Genomic DNA, 19,664 nt, shown 5'->3' on the forward strand with positions numbered 1-19,664 from the left:
TCAGTTGCGAAGCGGCTTGCCGGTCTTGAGCATATGCTCGATCCGGGCCTGTGTCGCGGGATTGCGCACCAGGCTGGTGAATTCGCGACGCTCGGCCGCCAGCAGGTCGTCTTCAGTCACGGTATCGATCAGGTCAGCATCGCCGCCCGTCAAGATGCGCGCAAGGGCACCGGATACCACTTCGTCGTGCGGGGTGGCCAGGCCACGGGCGCGGAAGCCCTGCACCGCCATGTCGAGCGCGGTCTTGCCACCGGCACCGGGCAGGCGGAACACCGGCGGTTCGGGCGGGCGATAGCCTTCGGCCAGGGCCAGCGCGCGAGCCTTGGCATCGGCCAACAGGCGGTCGCGGTTCATCGTCACCTGGTCGGTCGGGCGCAGGAAGCCATGTTCGATCGCCTCGGCCGCCGATTTCGAGACGGTGGCGGTGGAGACGGTTTCGAACACCTTCGCCACGGCCGGCATCGGCCCCTTGGGCAGCGCCGGATTGTGGCGCCAGCGATCTAGCATTTCGCCGTTGCCGCCCCAGCCCGGCACCAGCCCGACACCGCATTCGACCAAGCCGATGTAGCTTTCCGCATGGGCCTGGATGGCATCGCAATGGAGCAAGACTTCGCAGCCGCCGCCCAGCGCCATGCCCGAGGGCGCACCGACCACCGGGAACGGCGCGTATTTCAGCGCCTTCAAAGCCTGCTGCCCGCCGGCCACCAGCTTTTCGATCTCGCCCCAGGCGGCGATGTTCATGGCGAACAGCGCGAGGCCCAGGTTGGCGCCGGCCGAGAAGTGGCTGCCTTCGTTGTAGATGACCAGGCCCTTGAACTTTTCGGCCACCAGCGGGATCGCCTGGCCGATCAGCTTCATCACCTCGCCATCCAGGGCATTCATCTTGCCGGTGAATTCGAGCGCGGCGACGCCATCGCCCACATCCCACAACGCGGCCGAAGCGGTCTTGAGCAGCGGCTTGGCCGAGAGCTTGATGTCTTCGAGCAGGACCACGCCTTCGGGGCGGGCGACATCGTGGTATTCGCCATCCAGCCCCAGCGCCTGGCGCTTGCCGCCTTCGACGCGATAGAACGGGCGACCGGCGGCCAATTCCACGATGGCGGGCACCGGCTTACCTTCGGCCTTGAGCCGATCGGCAAACGCGGCGGTGCCGAGCTTGTCGATCAGTTCGAAGGGGCCGAACTTCCAGTTGTAGCCCAGCTTCATCGCCACATCGATGGCGACGATATCGTCAGACGCCTGCGGCACGAGGCTGGCGGCATAGGACAGCGTGGGGCCGAGCACGGCCCAGGCATAGGCGCCCAGCTTGCCCGAGAGGCCGACGAGCGCGCGCAAGTCCTTGAGCGCGGCGCCCGGAATGGTCGGCGGCTTGGCCGTGGGGCGGTATTCGCCGCTCACTAGGTCGATCGCTTCCTTGCGCTTTCCGGCTTCGCGGTTGAGGCGATAGAAGCCGCCCTTCCCCTTGCGGCCGGTGTAGCCATCGGCGATCATCTTGGTGATCAGCGGATGATCGACGGCAATCGCGCGATAGGCGTCGTCCGCCGGCAGCGTGGCGGTTAGGCTGGCCTTCAGATGCGGCATCAGGTCGATGCCGACGAGGTCCACCAGGCCGAACACGCCGGTCTTGGGCACGCCGATCGGCTTGCCCACCACGGCATCGGCTTCTTCCACCGTCAGGCCCAGGTCCAGCGCGGCGTTGATCGCCTGCTGGATCCAGAACGTGCCGACACGGTTGGCGAGGAAGCCTGGCGTGTCCTTGGCGCGCACCACCGTCTTGCCCAGGGCGCGATCGGCAAAGTCGCTGACCTTGGCAACCAGCGCCGCGTCGCTGGCCGGGCCAGCAACGACTTCGAGCAGGCGCATGTAGCGCGGCGGGTTGAAGAAGTGGGTGATCAGGAAATCGCGGGCAAAGCCCTCGCTGCGCCCGGCGACGAGCTGTTCGAGCGGGATCGTCGAGGTGTTGGACGACACCGCCGTGCCGGGGCGGCGCACGGCCTCCAGCTTTTCATAGAGGGCGTGCTTGAGGTCGAGCCGCTCGACAATGGCCTCGATCACCCAGTCGCATGTCGCAACGCGGGCGAGGTCATCTTCGATATTGCCGACTTCCACCAGCTTGGCGGCGCGCTTGCTCATGAAGGCGGCAGGTTCGGCCTTGCGCAGGCGTTCCAGCGCACCCTGCGCCACCGCGTTGCGGTTGGCCGGATCGCGCACGATATCGAGCAGCAGGACCGGCACGCCGGCATTGGCCACCTGGGCGGCGATGCCCGCGCCCATGGTGCCCGCGCCGATCACGCAGACTTTCTGGATGGCTTCTGGCATCAGATCGCCTCCAGAACCGTGGCGATACCCTGCCCGCCACCGATGCACTGGGTGGCCAGGGCATATTTGCCGCCGGTGCGCTGCAGCAGGCTGGCGGCCTTGCCCACGATGCGCGCGCCGGTGGCGCCGAGCGGGTGGCCCAGGGCGATGGCGCCGCCATCCAGGTTGATCTTGGCGGTATCCAGGCCAAGATCGGCGATGCAGGCCAATGCCTGGCTGGCAAAGGCTTCGTTCAGTTCGATCACGTCGAGATCGGCAACCGAAATACCCGCGCGGGCCAGGGCCTTGCGGCTCGACTCGACCGGGCCGATGCCCATGATTTCAGGCGCACAACCGGAAATCGCCATCGACTTGATGCGCGCCAGGATCGGCAGGCCATGGGCGCGGGCATAGTCTTCGCTCGCCACGATCACGGCGCTGGCGCCGTCAGTCAGCGGGGAGGACGTGCCGGCCGTGACCGTGCCGGTGGCGCTGAACGCGGGCTTGAGGCTGGCGAGCGCTTCGGCCGTGGTGCCGGGCCGCGGGCAACCGTCGGTATCGACCACACCGGCCTTGGTCTCGATTGGCACGATCTCGTCCTTGAGCTTGCCCGCAGCAATCGCGGCGGCGGCCTTCTGCTGGCTGGCCACGGCGAACGCTTCCTGCGTTTCACGCGAAAGGCCGTACTGGCTGGCGAGGTTTTCGGCGGTGTCACCCATGCCGATATAGGCCTGGCTGGCCTTGGCCAGCGCCGGGTTGGGCAGCGGGTTGAAGCCCATCATCGGCACGCGGCTCATCGACTCGACGCCGGCGGCGATGAACACTTCGCCCGATCCCGCGGCGATCTGGCCCACGGCATAGTGGATGGCACTCATCGAAGAGCCGCAGAACCGGTTGACCGTCATCCCGCCGACCGAGCGGGGCAAGCCGGCGATCAGGCCGATCAGGCGCGCCACGTTGAAACCCTGTTCGCCTTCCGGGAAAGCGCAGCCGACGATCAGATCCTCGATGGCATCGGAGGCAAGGCCGGTGCGTTGCACCAGTTCCTTGATGACGGCGGCAGCGAGATCGTCGGGCCGAGTGCGGGCGAGCGCACCCTTGCCGGCAAGGTGGAACGGCGACCGGGCATATCCGGCGATGACCGCATTTGGCATGATTTTCGGCATCCTCGTCAGGTGGGGCAGCTACCCCGAGCACTTCCGATAGCACGGAATCACCCTTGGCGCTGCTTTCGTCCGTAATGGTGCTCAACTTTCCCTATACGTCAACCAAAATTTGGGGCATAGAGTGAGTCGCACACCGGCCAGGCAAGAAAGGCTGGGTGGAAACCGGATATCGAAACGCACGGCCGCCTGTTTGGTTCTGGGCTTTCGGTTGTTGGGTCGAGGATGAAGAATGATGAAAGGAAAGCCGTTGTTGGCGATCACCGTAGTGTCCCTGATAGGGGCAACGGTGGGCGCCTATGCCACCCCCGCCATGGCGGCACCGGAACAGGCCATCGGCCGCTGGTCCACGCCCACCAAGCACGGTGTCGTCGAAATTGCGCCTTGCGGCCCGTCGATCTGCGGCCGCCTGGTGGAATCTGACAGCATACGCGCCAATCCCGCCTTTGCCGACGGCAACAACAAGAACGCCGCGCTGCGCAATCGCCCGCTCAAGGGGCTGACCATTCTGCAAGGTTTCACGCGCAGCAACGACGGTTGGCAAGGCGGATCGATCTACAATCCCGAGGACGGCGGCACGTACAAGGCGACGATCACGATCGCCGATCCCGACACGCTCAAGCTGAAGGGCTGCATCGTGTGGCCGCTGTGCAAGACGCAGACCTGGAAGCGGCTGCGCTGACGTGAAGACACCACAAGCAACAAGAATTTGCATGGGAGTGAGAGAGATGAACCTGAACAACCGCCGCACCCTGGCTTGCGCCATGCTTCTGGCGGGCACGGCCGGCCTGGCCAGCCCTGCCCTGGCTGGCGGCTTCTATCTTCAGGACCAGTCGGCCAAGGCCACCGGCCGCGCCTATTCGGGCGAAGTGGCCGATACCGGCGTCGACAGCCTGTGGTGGAACCCTGCCAGCATCGCCGGGATGACCGGCGGCGAGGCCGCGCTCAATGCGACGGGCATCCTGCCTTCGGGCGACGTGGTGAACAACGGCACCCTGATCAAGCGCCCCGGACAGCCGGCGGCCGCCGTTGGTGGCGACAGCGTGGCCCACAATCCAATCCACAAGGGCGTCGTGCCCTCTGGCGCGATCGCCCATGCCCTGGGCCGTGACTTGGCCGTGGGCCTGGCGGTGACCGCCCCCTACAACTTCACCACCGAATATTCGGGCACCAGCTGGGCGCGCTACACCGCGCTGACCACCAAGCTCCGCACGATCGACATCCAGCCAAGCGTGGCATTGCAGCTTACCCCGGTGATTTCGATCGGTGCTGCGGTCAACGTGGAACACGCCGACGCCACGCTGGGCAATGCCCTGCCCAACCTGCTGGCCGCGCTGCCCGATGGCAGCCAGACCTTGAAGGGCAAGGGTTGGGACGTGGGCTATTCGGCCGGCGTGCAGTTCCGCGGCAAGGCCGTGACCGTGGGTCTCAGCTACAAGTCTGCCATCACGCACAAGCTCAACGGCGACGTGGTGATTGCCGGGCTGCTGGGTCCGCTGGCCGCCAATAACGGGACGATTTCCACGCAGGCGGAATTCACCACGCCCTGGCAGCTGACGTTCGGCGGCCGCTGGAAAGTGAGCCCGGTCTTCACGCTCAACGCGCAGGCCACCCGCTTTGGCTGGGCCGAATTCGATTCGATCAAGCTGGGCAGCCCGCTCAACACCGCCATTCCCGAAGACTATCGCAACACCTGGGCGGTTTCGGTGGGCTTTGACGCCGATCTGAGCCCCAAGTGGACCGTGCGTGGCGGCGTGCAGCGCGACGTTTCGCCCGTGCAGCCGACCGATCGCGATGCCCGCGTGCCCGATAGCAATCGCTGGAACTTTGCCCTGGGCGCGACTCACTCGCTCAGCCGCGCGTTCAAGATCGACGTGGCCGCCAATTACCTCACGCTGGCCAATGCGCCGATCAATCGCGTGACCGCCGCTTATGCCGGCACGGCCGCGCAAACGCCGATCCTGGTCAACGGCGAATTGCAGAAGGCCCACGTCGTGGTGCTCTCGCTGGGTGGACGGATCGCGTTCTGATCACCCAAGGCGCCGGAACCCGCGTGGGTTCCGGCGCCATCCCTTCCCTCCAGCCGGAAGCTGTCATGGTCGCTGCCCCCCCTACCAAGGCTATTTCGCAAACCGACGCCCTGCCGCCCGACTGGTCCCCGCCGGTGATGCTGCTGGGCGACCTGATCGACAACGCCGTACGCGATCACGGCGATCGGCCAGCGGTGGATTTCATGGGCCGCACCTGGACCTATCGCGCGCTGGGCCGCATGGTCGAGCGCGCGGCGCGGGGTTTCCAGGATCTCGGGCTGGGCAAGGGCGACCGGGTGGCGTTGTGCCTGCCCAACACACCCTATTACATCGTGCTCTATTTCGCCGCGCTCAAGATCGGCGCGGTCGTCGTCAATCTCAACCCGCTCTACACGCAAAGCGAGATGTGCCACCTGTTGAAGGACAGTGGCGCGCGCGTTGTGGCCGTTCCCGATCTGCGCGAGATCCACGGCAAGGTTCTGGCGATCGCCGACGAGTGCCAGCTTGCCACGATCCTGGTCTGTCCGATGGCCGGCATCCTGCCGCGCGTGAAAGCCTGGGGCTGGCGCCTGTTCAAGCGCCGCGATCACGCCCGCTATGCCCACGATGCGCTGCACATGCGCTTTTGCGACCTGATCGCGCGGGGCGATCCGCCCAAGCCGGTGGCACTGGCGCCCGATGACCTCGCCGTGCTGCAATATACCGGCGGCACCACCGGCACGCCCAAGGGCGCGATGCTGACCCATCGCAATCTCACGGCCAATGCCTTGCAGCAGCAGGCGCATATCCACGGCGATCTGCCCGCGCCGCAGCGCACCCTGGCGGTGCTGCCGTTCTTTCACGTCTTCGCGCTGACGGCGGTGCTCGATTTCTCGATCCTGGTAGGATCGGAACTGGTGCTGATGCCGCGGTTTGAAATGGGCGCGATGCTGGCGACAATCAAGCGCAAGCCGCCCACGCTGTTTTTCGGCGTGCCCACGCTGTTCATCGCCATGAACGCGCTCGACGATGCCAAGGTGCCCGATCTGTCCGCCCTGCGCGCGTGCATTTCTGGCGGCGCGCCGCTGCCGCTCGAAGTGCGCCAGACGTTCGAGCAGCGCACCGGCGCGCGGGTGTGCGAAGGCTATGGCCTGACCGAAGCCTCGCCCATTGTCACGTGCAATCCCGTGGATGGTGACATTCGCGCCAACAGCTGCGGACAGGCCTTCCCGGGCACCGTGATCGAGATCCGCGATCCCGAAAATCCCGAAACCATCCTGCCGCTTGGCACCAATGGCGAAGTCTGCGTGCGCGGGCCGCAGGTCATGGCCGGATATTGGCAACGCCCCGAGGATACCGCCAAGGTCTTTGTCGATGGCGCACTGCGCACGGGCGACGTGGGCCATCTGGACGAGGACGGCTATCTCTACCTGGTCGACCGCCTCAAGGACCTGATCCTGAGTGGGGGATACAACGTCTATCCGCGCGTGATCGAGGAAGCCGCCTATCTGCACCCTGCAATCGAAGAAGCCATCGCGATCGGCGTTCCCGATCGCTATCGCGGGCAAAGCGCCAAGCTTTTTGTCAAGCTGCACGCCGGCACCAGCGTAGCACCCGAGGCGATTCTGGCTTTCCTGGCCGAGCATCTCAACAAGATCGAGGTGCCGCGGGCCGTGGAAATTCGCGACAGCCTGCCCAAGACGATGGTGGGCAAGCTGTCGAAGAAGGAACTCGTGGCCGAAGAGCGCGCCAAGGCCGAAGCCGAAGCTGCGGCGGCCGCCACCAGCCCCGCCTGATCGGGCAGCGATCAGGCCGTTGCAATCCGCGTGTTGCGGCGCAATAGGTAAAGCCATTTTGGGGGGAACTTTGGCCACCATGATAGACACTCTGCCCGATCCGCCAGAGGCGGCAGCAGAACCGCCGCCACCCGCACCCGAGGATGGGCTGCAGGGAATCCAGGACGTGGCCAAGCGCCTTGGCGTTACGCATCGCACCCTGCGCTTCTACGAAGACAAGGGCCTGATCGAGCCGGCGCGCGTGGGCAACACGCGGATCTATTCGCACCGCGAAGTGGCGCGGATGCAGTTGATCCTGCGCGGCAAGCGCCTGGGCTTCACCATCCGCGAGATCAAGGAATTCCTCGATCTCTATGATGTCGATCCAACCCGGCTGGAACAATTGCAGCATCTGGTGGCGCATATCCGCAGCCGGTTGCGCAAGCTGGAAAGCCAGCATAGCGCCTTGCTCAAGACCATGACCGAGCTTCAGGCGATGGAAGCCGAAGCGATCGACAAGATCGGCGAGCTTACCGGTTCAAGGCGGGGCGCGGCCGCCACTTGAGCAGCCGCGCCGGCAGCGCTTCGGCCGTGCTGACGATGATGATCCCCGCAAGGATCATCAGGGACCCGGTGATGAACGCGGCATCGAGGCTGTCACCCAGCACGAAGACGCCGGCCGCCACGCCGAACATCGGCGTCATGAAGCTGAGCACGCCAAGCCGCGCGGCGCTATAGCGGCGCAGCAGTGCATACCATGTAAGGTAGCTGAGGAACGCGACGATCACGACCTGAAAGCCCAGGCTCGCCAGCAGGCCCTGCGTGACATGCACGGCAGTTTCGCCGAGCACCGGCGCCGCCAGGGTGCACAGCAGGAACGCGCCCATCAACTGGTAGAACAGCGTGACCGACGCCGGGGCATTGGCCAGCGTCGAGTTGCGCAGCACCAGCGTGGTGCAGGCCCAGCCGCACGCACCGCCCAGCGCCAGGGCATCGCCCAGGCTGCCATGGGGATACCCCGCGCCCTCGCCCCCGCCGCTGAACGCCAGGACGACCCCGGCAAATGAGAGGGCAATCCCCACCCACTGCCCTGCGCGCAGGCGCTCGTCGGGCCGCAACAGGCCCAGGCCCAGCGCAGCCCCGATCGGCGCGGTATAGAGGTAGATCGTCACGTGCGAGGCACTGGTAAAGCGCAAGGCTTCGCCTGCCAGCAGGAATTCGGTGCCGAACAGCATGCCGATGGCCAGCCCGGGCAGCACTGTGCCGCGATTGATCGCATGCCCTTCCCCGCGCCACAGCACCACCGCCAGCGTGGCGAGGCCCGCAAGGCCCGAGCGCAGACCCATCTGCAGCAGCGGGCTCATCGCGCTGGCCACCAGTTTGATGGCAACCTGCTGCGATCCCCAGATCGCGCAAAGCACGACCATGATGGCAACGGCAGCGGCATCGACAGGCTTGCGATCGGTCACGAAACGTCCGGTATGATGAGGGGAAATGGCCGGCGCGCCTTAGTCGATATTTCGCCCCGGGGCCAGTGTCGCGCCGCTGGCCATAAATCCTGCCCCTAGGGGAAATGCCGCAGGGCCACCTTACTGCGATTTCAGGCTGCTACCGTAATTCATGGCCCGTTCTGCGGAGTGTGCCATGAGTTTTACCCTCAGTCTGGGCCCGAAGGCCAACATGCAAACCATCGCCGACGCGTGGGCCAGCCTGGCTGACGCGCTGGAATCGCACGCTTCGCTCGTGCTCGATCTCTCGGACGTGGCCGATGCCGATCTTACGCTGGTGCAACTGGTGGAAACCGCGCGCCAGCATGCCGTGCGGGACAGCCGCGCGCTGCGCCTGTCCGCCCCGGCCAACCCGGCCGTGGCCGCGCTGCTGGCCCGTGCCGGCTTTCTGACCGAGCCGAGCACGGAAACCCTCGAATTCTGGTTCCACGGAGAACTTCCGCAATGACGGCCTCGATCCTCACCGTTGACGATTCCAGCAGTCTGCGCCTGGCCACCCGCATCGCGCTGACCGGCGCGGGCTACACCGTGACCGAGGCCTGCGACGGCCTGGAAGGCCTGGGCAAGGCGCAGGGCCAGAAGTTCGACATGATCATCACCGATCTCAACATGCCCAACATGGATGGCCTGTCGATGATCCGCGAGATCCGCAAGCTGCCTATCCAGATGGGCACGCCGATCATCTTCCTGACCACCGAGTCGGACGATGCCATCAAACAGGAAGCCCGCGCTGCCGGCGCCACCGGCTGGCTGGTCAAGCCATTCCAGCCCGACCAGCTGCTGCGCATTGCCAAGAAGGTGTTGGGCCGATGAGCGATTCTGACCCGATAGCCGCGTTTCGCGTGGAAGCCGGCGACCTGCTCGACCAGATCGAACAGGCCCTGCTCGACTTGTCCAACCGCCTCGACGATCGCGGGTTGATCGATGCCGTGTTTCGCGGCCTGCACACCCTCAAGGGTTCGGGGGCGATGTTCGGCTTTGATGCGCTGGCGACGTTCACGCACCATTGCGAAACTGCGTTCGATCGCGTTCGCAAGGGCCTGTTCCCGGCAACGGCGGAACTGGTCCACGTGATCCTTTCGGCCATGGACCACATGCGCGCGCTGGTCGATGGCGATGGCGCCGGGCTGGAAGCCACCGGCGACGCGATCCTGGCGCGGCTGCAGGCGGCCTTGCCCGAAGGCGGCGCCACGGTTCAGGCGCCCTTGGCCGCCGCGCAGGCCGCCACGGCGGACGAGCCCCCTGCCACCGGCTGGCATCTCGTCTTCCGGCTGCCGGCAACGGCGATGGCCAATGGTACCAACCCGTTAAGCCTGCTGGACGAGCTGCGCGAGCTTGGCGATTGCCGGGTGGTGGCGCTGTGCGACCGCCTGCCTGCGCTGCCCGATCTGATCCCCACCGAATGCATGATCGGCTGGGACATCACGCTGACCGGCAATGTCAGCCGCGACGCGATCGAGGACGTGTTCATCTTCGTGATGGACGACATGGAAATGTCGCTCACCCCGTTTGCCATAGCGCAGGAAGCCGCCCACGCGCCGGGTAGCGTCGATGCGCCCTCCCCCGCGTTGCCCAGCCCCGCCGCCACGCCGCAGGCTGTCGCCGCGCCGGCGGCTGCCGAAGGTGCTGCGCGCCAGGCGCCGCGCGCGGGCGAAAGCGTGCGCGTGCCGGCCGAACGCCTCGACGTGCTGATGGACCGCGTGGGCGAACTGGTCATCGTGCAAAGCCGCCTGTCGCAATTGGCCAACAGTGGGCTGATCGGCGCGACCGGCGAAGTGGCACTGCGTTCGATTTCCGAAGAAATCGAACGGCTCGTCAGCGAAATGCGCGACACCATGATGGTCTTGCGCATGGTGCCCATCGCCAACCTGTTTGGCCGTTTCCGCCGCCTGATCCACGATCTGGCGCGCGACACCGGCAAGGCGATCGAACTGCTGACCGACGGCGAGGCCACCGAGGTGGACAAGACCGTGACCGAGCAATTGGCCGATCCGATCGTCCACCTCATCCGCAATGCCTGCGACCACGGCCTGGAAGCGCCCGATGAACGCCTTGCCGCCGGCAAGCCGGTGACCGGGCAGGTCATGCTTACCGCCGCCCACGCCGGGGGCGAAGTGCTGATCACCATCACCGACGATGGGCGGGGCATCAACCGCGAGCGGGTGCGCGCGAAGGCCGAGGGCAACGGGCTGATCCAGCCGGGCCAGGCGCTGTCGGACCATGAACTGCTGCAACTGATCTTTGCGCCGGGATTTTCCACCGCCGCGCAAGTGACCAACCTGTCCGGGCGCGGCGTGGGCATGGATGTGGTCAAGCGCACGATCGAGGGCCTGCGCGGCACGATCGACATCGCCAGCCAAGAAGGCAAGGGTTCCACCTTTACCCTGCGCATCCCGCTGACCCTGGCGATCATCGAGGGGCTGCTCGTGCGGGTGGGCACGGGTTGCTATGTCATTCCGCTGGCCGCCGTCGAAGAGTGCATCGAGCTTTCGGCCGACGAGGACCTGCGCACGCGCGGACGCAGCATGATCCGCCTGCGTGATGCACTGGTGCCATTCTTGCGCCTGCACGATCTGTTCGAAACCGGGGCAGAGCCCGATCCGCACCAGAAGATCGTGGTGATCTCTGCCGCGGGTGAGCGCGTGGGCCTAGTGGTGGACCAGATCATTGGCAGCCACCAGACCGTGATCAAGTCGATGTCCAACGTGCATCGCGCGGTCAACAGCTTTTCCGGCGCGACGATCCTGGGCGATGGCAGCGTCGCCCTGATCCTCGACATCATGCAACTCGTGGCTTCGGGCCAACAGCGGGAGGCACGGCTGCGCGCCGTGGGCTAAGCGATGACCGACACCCCCAAAACGCCGTGGGACGACCATGGCCAGCTTGAAGTCCTCACGTTCGACGTGGGCACCGAGCAACTGGCGATCGAAGCCACCGATATTCGCGAAATCGTCGATCTGCTGCCGGAAACACGCGTGCCCGGTGCCGCGCCGCTGGTGGCCAGCATCGTCAACTATCGTGGCAAGATCATTCCGATCGCCGATCTGCGCGTGGCGTTCGGCATGCCGATCACCCCACCCACGCCCGACAGCCGCATCGTGGTGATCGAAACGCCGATCGATGGCGAAGCGACGCATATCGGGCTGCGCACCGACAAAGTGCACGAAGTGGCGATGCTGTCGCGCAGCGACAGTTCGGAACCGCCGCAGGTGGGCCTGCGCTGGCGCCGCGAATTCGTGCGCGAATTCGTGCGTCGCGCCGACGGGGTCATCGTGCTTCCCGCCCTGGGCGCCATTTTCGACGCCACGCCAAGACAATCGAGCAGGGGCGCGGGCCATGAATGATTGCTGCCGCTCTGCCAAGGGAAAGGCCTGAAACCATGTCACTTCACGCGCTATTGACCGGATTTCCGGACCACACCCTGCACGAAATCGCCCGCGTCGAGGCCGCCATCGCATCTGGCGATCTTGACGCGCGGTTGATCGGCAACGGCGGTGGCCGCCAGGCACGCGTTCTGGCCGATGCCATCAACCACCTGCTCGACACCGCCACGCGCCCGATGGGCGAATTGACTGCCAGCGTGCGCACGATGGCGGCCGAACACGATCGTGGGGATATCGACATCGCCTTGCCGGTGGACCGCTTCAACGGCGACTTGAAGGAAGCTGCGACCGCGATCAACGACATGGTCGGCCAGCACATTGCCGTGAAGAAAAAGGCGATGGCCTGCATCAAGGCTTTCGGCCAAGGCGATTTCGATGCGCCGATCGAACAGTTTCCCGGCAAGAAGGCGTTCATCAACGACAATATCGAGGATCTGCGGCGCAACCTGCGCGAGATCACCGGCGAAATCCAGCGTCTGATCAAGGCATCGACCGCCGGGGAACTCGAACAGCGCGGCGAAGCGCACCGCTTTGCGGGGGACTTTGCCGGTTTGGTGCGGGGCATCAACAGCATGCTCGACGCGATCCTCGTGCCCATTGCCGAGGGCAATCGCGTCCTGGCCAAAGTCAGCGACGGGGATCTGCGCGAGAAGGTGGAGATCGTCTGTGATGGCGATCACCAGCGCATGAAGAACGCGATCAACCGCCTGGTCGACAACTTGCGCGAATTTTCCAACCAGGTTGGCGAAGCGGCTGAAAACGTGTCATCCGGCAGCCAGCAACTTGCCGCCAGTTCGCAACAGGTTTCGGAAGGCGCTTCCGAGCAGGCCGCCGCAGCCGAGCAGGCCTCTTCCGCGATGGAAGAAATGGCGGCCAACATCAAGCAGAACGCCGACAACGCCGCACAGACCGAAAAGATCGCGCGGCAGTCTTCGCGCGATGCCGAAAGCTCGGGCGCGGTGGTGAACCGCGCGGTGGAAGCCATGCGCACGATCGCCGACAAGATCGGCATCGTCCAGGAGATCGCCCGGCAGACCGACCTGCTAGCGCTGAATGCCGCGGTCGAGGCCGCGCGCGCCGGTGAGCACGGCAAGGGCTTTGCCGTGGTGGCCAGCGAAGTGCGCAAGCTCGCCGAACGCAGCCAGACCGCTGCATCGGAAATCGGCGCGGTTTCGGCCGACACGGTCAAGGCCGCAACGGAAGCGGGCGACATGCTCACGCGCCTGGTGCCCGATATCCGCCGCACCGCCGAATTGATCAGCGAGATCAGCGCCGCCTGCCGCGAACAGGACATCGGCGCGGCGCAGATCAATGAAGCGATCCAGCAGCTTGACCAGGTGACCCAGCAGAACGCCGGCGCGTCTGAGGAAGTTTCGGCCACGTCGGAAGAGCTCGCCGCCCAGGCAGACGAGCTGCAGGCCAGCCTTGCGTTCTTCCAGCGGGAAGACGCCTTGCGCCAGGTTACGCGCAGCGCCAAGCGCACTGCAACGCGCACTACCTCCAGCAAACCGGTGGCGAAAGCGGTCCGCCGGCCAAGCAGGTCCGTCCCTTCCCGGCTGGGTTCGCTTGCCGACCAGCAGGCCCGATTGAAGGGCTTTGCGATCGATCTCTCGGCCGGTGGCGAGGACGACGACGACGATGACTTCAGGCAGGGCGTCGGATGATCGCCGCGATGCCCTGTTGCCACGCGGCAGCCTGTTTTCCCTGACCTGAAACCGACCAACGGCGGCGCTTGCGATCTTGGCCGCACCCAGATGCAAAAGCGAGGACCCGTCGCCATGCGTGCAACAATCAAGTTGAAACTGGGGGCCACCTTCGTGGCTCTGATCTTGATGATGACGGCCATTGCCGGCCTTTCGATCAATTCCCTCGGCTCGCTCAACAGCGCCATGAGCGATGTCATCTCCGGCCCCGCTGCGCGCCTGTCGCTGGCGCAGGAGACGTCCATCGAGATGAGCAAGCTGGTGCGCTTTGAAAAGAACATGGCGCTGACCGATGATCTTGGCCTTACGCGCGATTGGAACACCCAGTCGGAAAACACCATACGTGCGATCGAAGACCTGATCGACAAGGGCGCCCAGACTTCCACCGAAGACGTGCGCCCGCTGTGGAACCGTGCCGACGAACAGTGGAACGCGCTGAAGGAAGCGAACACGCGCATGCGGGCGCTGGCCATGCGCAACGACAACGATGCTGCCGCCAAGATCTCGATCACCGATGGCCGTCGTGCTGCGGTGGAAATGGAAAAGACCTTGAACGACATCGTGGCGAGCCAGGACAAGGCCATGCGCGAAGCGGCAAGCCGGACGGCCTCGCTCTATGGCAGCGTGCGGACGATCGTGGTGGTCGTTACGCTGCTGGCATTGCTGGTCGCGGTGGGCGGCGCCGTGTGGATCGGCCGCATGGTTGCGCGCGGCCTGCGCCAGATCAACGCGGCGGTCAGCAACGTTGCCGAAGGCGATCTCGATCACCTGGTCGAAATCACCTCCAACGACGAGATTGCTGAAGTCATGCGCGCGCTCAACGCCATGATCACCAACTTGCGGGCTACGGCCGACATCGCCGACGAAATCGCCCTTGGCGACCTGGAAACCCAGGTCAAGCTGCTGTCTGACCGCGACCGGCTGGGCAAGGCGCTGATCGCGATGATCGACAACATGCGGGCCGCGGCCAATGTGGCCAACAGCCTGTCGGAAGGCGACCTGACGGTGAACCACACCGCCTCGTCCGAGCGGGACCGCCTGGGCAATTCGCTGGTGTCGATGATCAACCGCCTACGCGACGTGGTTTCGGAATCGACGGCTGCAGCGGAAAACGTCTCGGCCGGCAGCCAGCAACTGGCCGCCAGTTCGGAACAGCTTTCGCAAGGCGCGACGGAACAGGCCGCCGCGGCCGAGCAGGCCTCTGCCTCGATGGAGGAGATGGCCGCCAACATCAAGCAGAACGCCGACAACGCCGCGCAGACCGAAAAGATCGCGCGCCAGTCGTCCAAGGATGCGGAAAGCTCGGGCGTGGTGGTCAACCGCGCGGTCGATGCGATGCGCACGATCGCCGAGAAGATCGGCATCGTCCAGGAAATCGCCCGGCAGACCGACCTGCTCGCGCTGAATGCCGCGGTCGAAGCCGCGCGGGCGGGCGAACACGGCAAGGGCTTTGCCGTGGTGGCCAGCGAAGTGCGCAAGCTGGCCGAACGCAGCCAGACCGCCGCATCGGAAATCGTGGCGGTGTCGTCGGACACGGTGAAGGCTGCCGCCGAAGCGGGTGAAATGCTGGGCAAGCTGGTGCCCGATATTCGCCGCACCGCCGAGCTGATCAGCGAGATCAGCGCTGCCTGCCGCGAGCAGGACATCGGCGCCACGCAAATCAACGAGGCGATCCAGCAACTCGACAAGGTGACGCAGCAGAACGCCGGCGCATCCGAACAGATTTCGGCCACGTCGGAAGAACTTGCCGCCCAGGCCGAAGAGCTTCAAGCCAGCATCGCCTATTTCCGCATCGAGGAACATGGCCGCGCGGCGGGGCGCGCGACTGCGCCCAAGCCTTTGGCCAAGGCGGCCAAGACCGCAGTGCGCACGCCCAAGGGCCCGGTGCGCAAGGGGCGTCCCGGCTCGATCGCCGAGCAGAAGGCACGCCTCAAGGGCTTTGCCCTGGACATGGCGCCTGGCAGCGCCGACGAAGACGACGCTGATTTCGGCCAGGCTGCAGCATGACCGCGCCCGCCCCTTGCGCCACGCTCGCCCGCGATGATCTCCAGGTCGTGACGTTCGGCCTGGGGCGGGAAGTCTTTGCCGTGCCGGTCGTGCTGGTGCGCGAAATCCTCGATTACCAGGCACCCAGCCACGTGCCCGGCGGCCCGGCCCATTTCCTGGGCCTGACTGACGTGCGCGGGCTGGGCGTGCCCACCGTGGATTTCCGCCGCCGCCTGGGCTTGCCACCGGCCGAGCCCACGCTGGCCACGCGGATCATCATCCTGGACGTGCCGCTGCCCGATCGCACCCTGGCGCTGGGCATCGTCATCGACCGCGTGCTCGCCGTCGTCACGCTTTCGGGCGAACGGATCGAGCCGGCACCCGACATCGGCACGGAATGGAGCGCACAGTTCGTCCACGGCGTGGTTCGCGATGCCGACGGTTTCGTGGTGGTGCTGGACCTGCCGCGCATCTTTGCGGGCGAAGATCCGGTGCTGGCCAACCCGCCCATTTCCCCCGGGATGCCGATAGCGGGAGGCTGCCCATGTCCGTGTTGACCTGAAAGGCGCCAGGCCGCCCGTCGATCCGCGGGCGCCACCAGACCGAATTGCCCCCAACAGCTTCAGGGGAATAGCCATGCGTCCCACTATCAAGATCAAACTGGCGGCTACCTTTGCCGTTCTCATCATCGTCATGGCGGCCGTGATCGGCCTGTCGATCAGCCGCCTCAACACGCTCAATTCGGCGATCACCGAGGTGATCGCCGGCCCGGTCGTGCGCCTCAGCCTGGCGCAGGAAGAAGTCATCGAGGTCAACCGCCTGTTGCGCCGTGAAAAGAACATGGCCCTGACTTCCGACCTTGCCCTGACCGCCAAGTTCAACACCGAATCCGATGCCACAGTCCAAAAGATCGAGGGAATCCTGGCCAAGGGCACCGAGCTTGCCAGCGAAGAAGGCAAGCCGTTCTGGGCCAAGCTCGCGCAGCAGTGGCAGGTGCTCAAGGATGCCAACCGCCGCATGCGCGCGCTGGCCATGGAAAACCGCAACGAAGAAGCCGCCAAGATTTCCATCACCGATTCCCGCATCGCGGCCACGGCGATGGAAGACACGCTGGAGCAGCTGGTGCAGATCCAGCAGAAGCAGATGAAAAAGGCGGATTCGGATACCAACGATCTTTATAATGCGGCGCGCTCGCTGCTGATCGCGGCGGGGGTGATTGCCCTGCTCATCGCGCTTGCCGGGGCGTATTGGATCGGCCGGGTCGTTTCGCGTGGCCTGGGCAAGATCACCAGCGTGGTCGACGCGGTGGCAGTGGGCGACCTTGACGTGACAGTAACGGCCGACAGCGACGACGAGATCGCCGACCTGATCGCCCTGGTCAACCAGATGACCGCCAACTTGCGCAAGACGGCTGAACTCGCCGACCTGATCGCCAATGGCGATCTGACGGTGAACCATGTGGCGCTGTCGGAGCGCGACAGGCTGGGCCTTGCGCTGGTCGCCATGATCGATCGCCTGCGCGACGTGGTATCGGATGCCAGTGCGGCTTCGGAAAATGTTTCGGCCGGCAGCCAGCAACTCGCCGCCAGCTCGGAACAGGTCTCGCAAGGCGCGACCGAGCAGGCCGCCGCGGCCGAGCAGGCCTCTGCCTCGATGGAAGAGATGGCGGCGAACATCAAGCAGAACGCCGACAACGCCGCGCAGACCGAAAAGATCGCGCGCCAGTCGTCCAAGGATGCAGAAGCCTCGGGCGTGGTGGTCAACCGCGCGGTGGAAGCCATGCGCACGATCGCCGACAAGATCGGTATCGTCCAGGAAATCGCCCGGCAGACCGACCTGCTCGCGCTGAATGCCGCGGTCGAGGCCGCGCGCGCGGGCGAACACGGCAAGGGCTTTGCCGTGGTGGCCAGCGAAGTGCGCAAGCTCGCCGAGCGCAGCCAGACCGCCGCATCGGAAATCGGCGCCGTCTCGTCTGACACGGTCAAGGCCGCGGCCGAAGCGGGCGAGATGTTGACCCGCCTGGTGCCCGATATTCGCCGCACCGCCGAGCTGATCAGCGAGATCAGCGCCGCCTGCCGCGAACAGGACATCGGCGCAGCCCAGATCAACGAGGCGATCCAGCAGCTTGACCAGGTGACGCAGCAGAACGCCGGCGCCTCCGAAGAGATTTCGGCCACCTCGGAAGAACTCGCCGCCCAGGCCGAGGAGCTGCAGGCCAGCATCTCGTACTTCAAGGTGGATGCCAATGCCCGCCCGGCCGTGCGTGCCGCCGCGCCTGCGGCCAAGCACAAGCCGCATGCCGCCAAGCCCGCCAAGGCCAAGGCCACAGCGGCGAAACCGGCAGCCCGCAAAGGCGCGCGCCCTGGCTCGATCGGAGACCAGCAGGCACGCCTCAAGGGCTTTGCCATCGACATGACCGCTGGCGCCGCCGACGAAGACGACGCCGATTTCGGCCAGGCCGTGGCATGACCGCGCCCGCCCCTTGCGCCACGCTCGCCCGCGATGATCTCCAGGTCGTGACGTTCGGCCTGGGGCGGGAAGTCTTTGCCGTGCCGGTCGTGCTGGTGCGCGAAATCCTCGATTACCAGGCACCCAGCCACGTGCCCGGCGGCCCGGCCCATTTCCTGGGCCTGACCGACGTGCGCGGGCTGGGCGTGCCAACGGTGGATTTCCGCCGCCGCCTGGGCCTGCCACCGGCCGAGCCCACGCTGGCCACGCGGATCATCATCCTGGACGTGCCGCTGCCCGATCGCACCCTGGCGCTGGGCATCGTCATCGACCGCGTGCTCGCCGTCAGCACGCTGTCGGGCGAACGGATCGAGCCGGCACCCGATATCGGCACGGGATGGCGCGCGGAATTTGTCGATGGCGTGGTGCGCGAGGCCGAGGGCTTTGTCGTCATCCTGGATGTGGCGCGCATTTTCGGCAGCGAAGACAGCGTTGTGGCGCAAGTGGAGTATTGATCACGTGGCATCGTCCCCCCTTGCAACCATCCCCCTGGCGCCGCCCGGCACCAACGATGGCATCACGCCGCGCACGTTCAAGCACCTGTCCACTTTCATCTATGACCAGTGCGGCATCCGCATGCCCGCCGCCAAGCAGACCATGGTGGAAGGCCGCCTGCGCCGCCGCGCGCGGGCGCTGGAATTCGACACGCTGGAAGCCTATTGCCGCTTCGTCCTGGGCGAAGGCGCGGACAGCGACGAAGTGGTCCACCTCATCAACGCGGTGACCACCAACAAGACCGATTTCTTTCGCGAACCGCGCCATTTCGAATACCTGGGCCGAACGATCCTGCCCGCGATGGCGGCCAAGCGGCGCCAACTGATACGCGCGTGGAGCGCGGCGTGCTCCACCGGGGCGGAGCCCTATACCATCGCCATGGTCATGGAGGATTTCGCGCAGAACAACGGCGGCCCCGATTATGCGATCCTTGCCACCGACCTCGATACCAACGTGCTCGCCACCGCGCGCAAGGGCATCTACCCCCGCGACATGATCGAGGCCGTGCCGGCAACGCTGCGCCAGCGCTTCGTCGGCATGGGCCAGGGGGCACGCGGCAACGAGGCGCGGATCCATCACCGGCTGCGGGCCAAGGTCGGTTTCGCCCAGCTCAACCTGATGGAGCAGGCCTATGCCATCGGCCATCCGGTTGACCTGATCTTTTGCCGCAACGTGCTGATCTATTTCGACAAGCCCACGCAGAAGCAAGTGGTGACACGGCTGATCGATTGCCTTGCGCCGGGTGGCTACCTGTTCGTGGGCCATTCGGAATCGATCGCCGGGTTCGATCTGCCGCTGACCTCTGTCGGCAATACGATATTCCAAAGGAGATAGAC

At 65.7% G+C, this 19,664-nt stretch carries 17 protein-coding genes; 14 read left to right on the forward strand and 3 right to left on the reverse strand.

The window, feature by feature from the left end; translation table 11 throughout:
- The gene (locus R9J51_RS14000) at positions 1 to 2,319 is read right to left on the reverse strand and encodes a 3-hydroxyacyl-CoA dehydrogenase/enoyl-CoA hydratase family protein (RefSeq protein WP_179504790.1); all 2,319 of its coding nucleotides are present in this window, start codon (positions 2,317 to 2,319) and stop codon (positions 1 to 3) included.
- Entirely contained in the window at positions 2,319 to 3,452 is a 1,134-nt protein-coding gene (locus R9J51_RS14005) for a thiolase family protein (RefSeq protein WP_179504791.1), read from the reverse strand. Before R9J51_RS14005 ends, R9J51_RS14000 begins: the two co-directional genes overlap by 1 nt.
- Before the next feature lie 322 nt (positions 3,453 to 3,774).
- Here R9J51_RS14005 and R9J51_RS14010 point away from each other — a divergent pair, with 322 nt between their 5' ends.
- The 4 genes from R9J51_RS14010 (at position 3,775) to R9J51_RS14025 (ending at position 7,810) form a co-directional block, all read left to right on the forward strand.
- Positions 3,775 to 4,143, forward strand: a complete 369-nt coding sequence (locus tag R9J51_RS14010) for a DUF2147 domain-containing protein (RefSeq protein ID WP_248290385.1) — start codon at positions 3,775 to 3,777, stop codon at positions 4,141 to 4,143.
- A gap of 46 nt (positions 4,144 to 4,189) precedes the next feature.
- A complete protein-coding gene (locus R9J51_RS14015; protein ID WP_168555004.1) occupies positions 4,190 to 5,491 on the forward strand; it encodes an OmpP1/FadL family transporter in 1,302 nt (433 codons plus the stop codon).
- A 137-nt stretch (positions 5,492 to 5,628) separates the two neighbouring features.
- Positions 5,629 to 7,266: a long-chain-fatty-acid--CoA ligase gene (locus R9J51_RS14020; RefSeq protein ID WP_168555542.1), complete on the forward strand. Its 1,638-nt coding sequence runs from the start codon at positions 5,629 to 5,631 to the stop codon at positions 7,264 to 7,266.
- A gap of 79 nt (positions 7,267 to 7,345) precedes the next feature.
- The gene (locus tag R9J51_RS14025) at positions 7,346 to 7,810 is read left to right on the forward strand and encodes a MerR family transcriptional regulator (protein ID WP_168555005.1); all 465 of its coding nucleotides are present in this window, start codon (positions 7,346 to 7,348) and stop codon (positions 7,808 to 7,810) included.
- Here the strand turns inward: R9J51_RS14025 and R9J51_RS14030 are convergent.
- The gene (locus R9J51_RS14030) at positions 7,776 to 8,714 is read right to left on the reverse strand and encodes a DMT family transporter (RefSeq protein WP_179504792.1); all 939 of its coding nucleotides are present in this window, start codon (positions 8,712 to 8,714) and stop codon (positions 7,776 to 7,778) included. The two genes, R9J51_RS14025 and R9J51_RS14030, sit on opposite strands and share 35 nt — an antisense overlap.
- Before the next feature lie 175 nt (positions 8,715 to 8,889).
- Between R9J51_RS14030 and R9J51_RS14035 the strand changes: the two genes are divergently transcribed.
- The 10 genes from R9J51_RS14035 to R9J51_RS14080 all read left to right on the forward strand — a co-directional run bounded on the left by R9J51_RS14035 (position 8,890) and on the right by R9J51_RS14080 (position 19,662).
- Positions 8,890 to 9,201, forward strand: coding sequence for an STAS domain-containing protein (locus tag R9J51_RS14035; RefSeq protein ID WP_432787489.1), 312 nt, complete (start codon positions 8,890 to 8,892; stop codon positions 9,199 to 9,201).
- Positions 9,198 to 9,566 (forward strand): response regulator, encoded by a 369-nt coding sequence (locus tag R9J51_RS14040; RefSeq protein ID WP_168555007.1) that lies wholly within the window; start codon positions 9,198 to 9,200, stop codon positions 9,564 to 9,566. Before R9J51_RS14035 ends, R9J51_RS14040 begins: the two co-directional genes overlap by 4 nt.
- The gene (locus R9J51_RS14045) at positions 9,563 to 11,590 is read left to right on the forward strand and encodes a chemotaxis protein CheA (protein WP_179504793.1); all 2,028 of its coding nucleotides are present in this window, start codon (positions 9,563 to 9,565) and stop codon (positions 11,588 to 11,590) included. The genes R9J51_RS14040 and R9J51_RS14045 overlap by 4 nt, the downstream gene beginning before the upstream one ends.
- Positions 11,591 to 11,593: 3 nt before the next feature.
- On the forward strand, positions 11,594 to 12,097 hold the full coding sequence (locus R9J51_RS14050; RefSeq protein WP_168555009.1) for a chemotaxis protein CheW: 504 nt from the start codon (positions 11,594 to 11,596) through the stop codon (positions 12,095 to 12,097).
- Between the two features lie 35 nt (positions 12,098 to 12,132).
- Entirely contained in the window at positions 12,133 to 13,800 is a 1,668-nt protein-coding gene (locus R9J51_RS14055; RefSeq protein WP_211184751.1) for a methyl-accepting chemotaxis protein, read from the forward strand.
- A 114-nt stretch (positions 13,801 to 13,914) separates the two neighbouring features.
- On the forward strand, positions 13,915 to 15,846 hold the full coding sequence (locus R9J51_RS14060; RefSeq protein ID WP_179504795.1) for a methyl-accepting chemotaxis protein: 1,932 nt from the start codon (positions 13,915 to 13,917) through the stop codon (positions 15,844 to 15,846).
- Positions 15,843 to 16,382 (forward strand): chemotaxis protein CheW, encoded by a 540-nt coding sequence (locus tag R9J51_RS14065; protein ID WP_432787491.1) that lies wholly within the window; start codon positions 15,843 to 15,845, stop codon positions 16,380 to 16,382. The genes R9J51_RS14060 and R9J51_RS14065 overlap by 4 nt, the downstream gene beginning before the upstream one ends.
- A 79-nt stretch (positions 16,383 to 16,461) precedes the next feature.
- Entirely contained in the window at positions 16,462 to 18,294 is a 1,833-nt protein-coding gene (locus tag R9J51_RS14070; protein ID WP_179504796.1) for a methyl-accepting chemotaxis protein, read from the forward strand.
- Positions 18,291 to 18,788: a chemotaxis protein CheW gene (locus R9J51_RS14075; protein ID WP_168555014.1), complete on the forward strand. Its 498-nt coding sequence runs from the start codon at positions 18,291 to 18,293 to the stop codon at positions 18,786 to 18,788. The genes R9J51_RS14070 and R9J51_RS14075 overlap by 4 nt, the downstream gene beginning before the upstream one ends.
- 4 nt (positions 18,789 to 18,792) lie before the next feature.
- Entirely contained in the window at positions 18,793 to 19,662 is an 870-nt protein-coding gene (locus R9J51_RS14080; protein WP_248290314.1) for a CheR family methyltransferase, read from the forward strand.
- Positions 19,663 to 19,664 lie beyond the last annotated feature (2 nt).

Origin of the sequence: Novosphingobium rhizosphaerae (genome assembly GCF_050920675.1) — a bacterium.
GTDB lineage: Bacteria > Pseudomonadota > Alphaproteobacteria > Sphingomonadales > Sphingomonadaceae > Novosphingobium > Novosphingobium rhizosphaerae.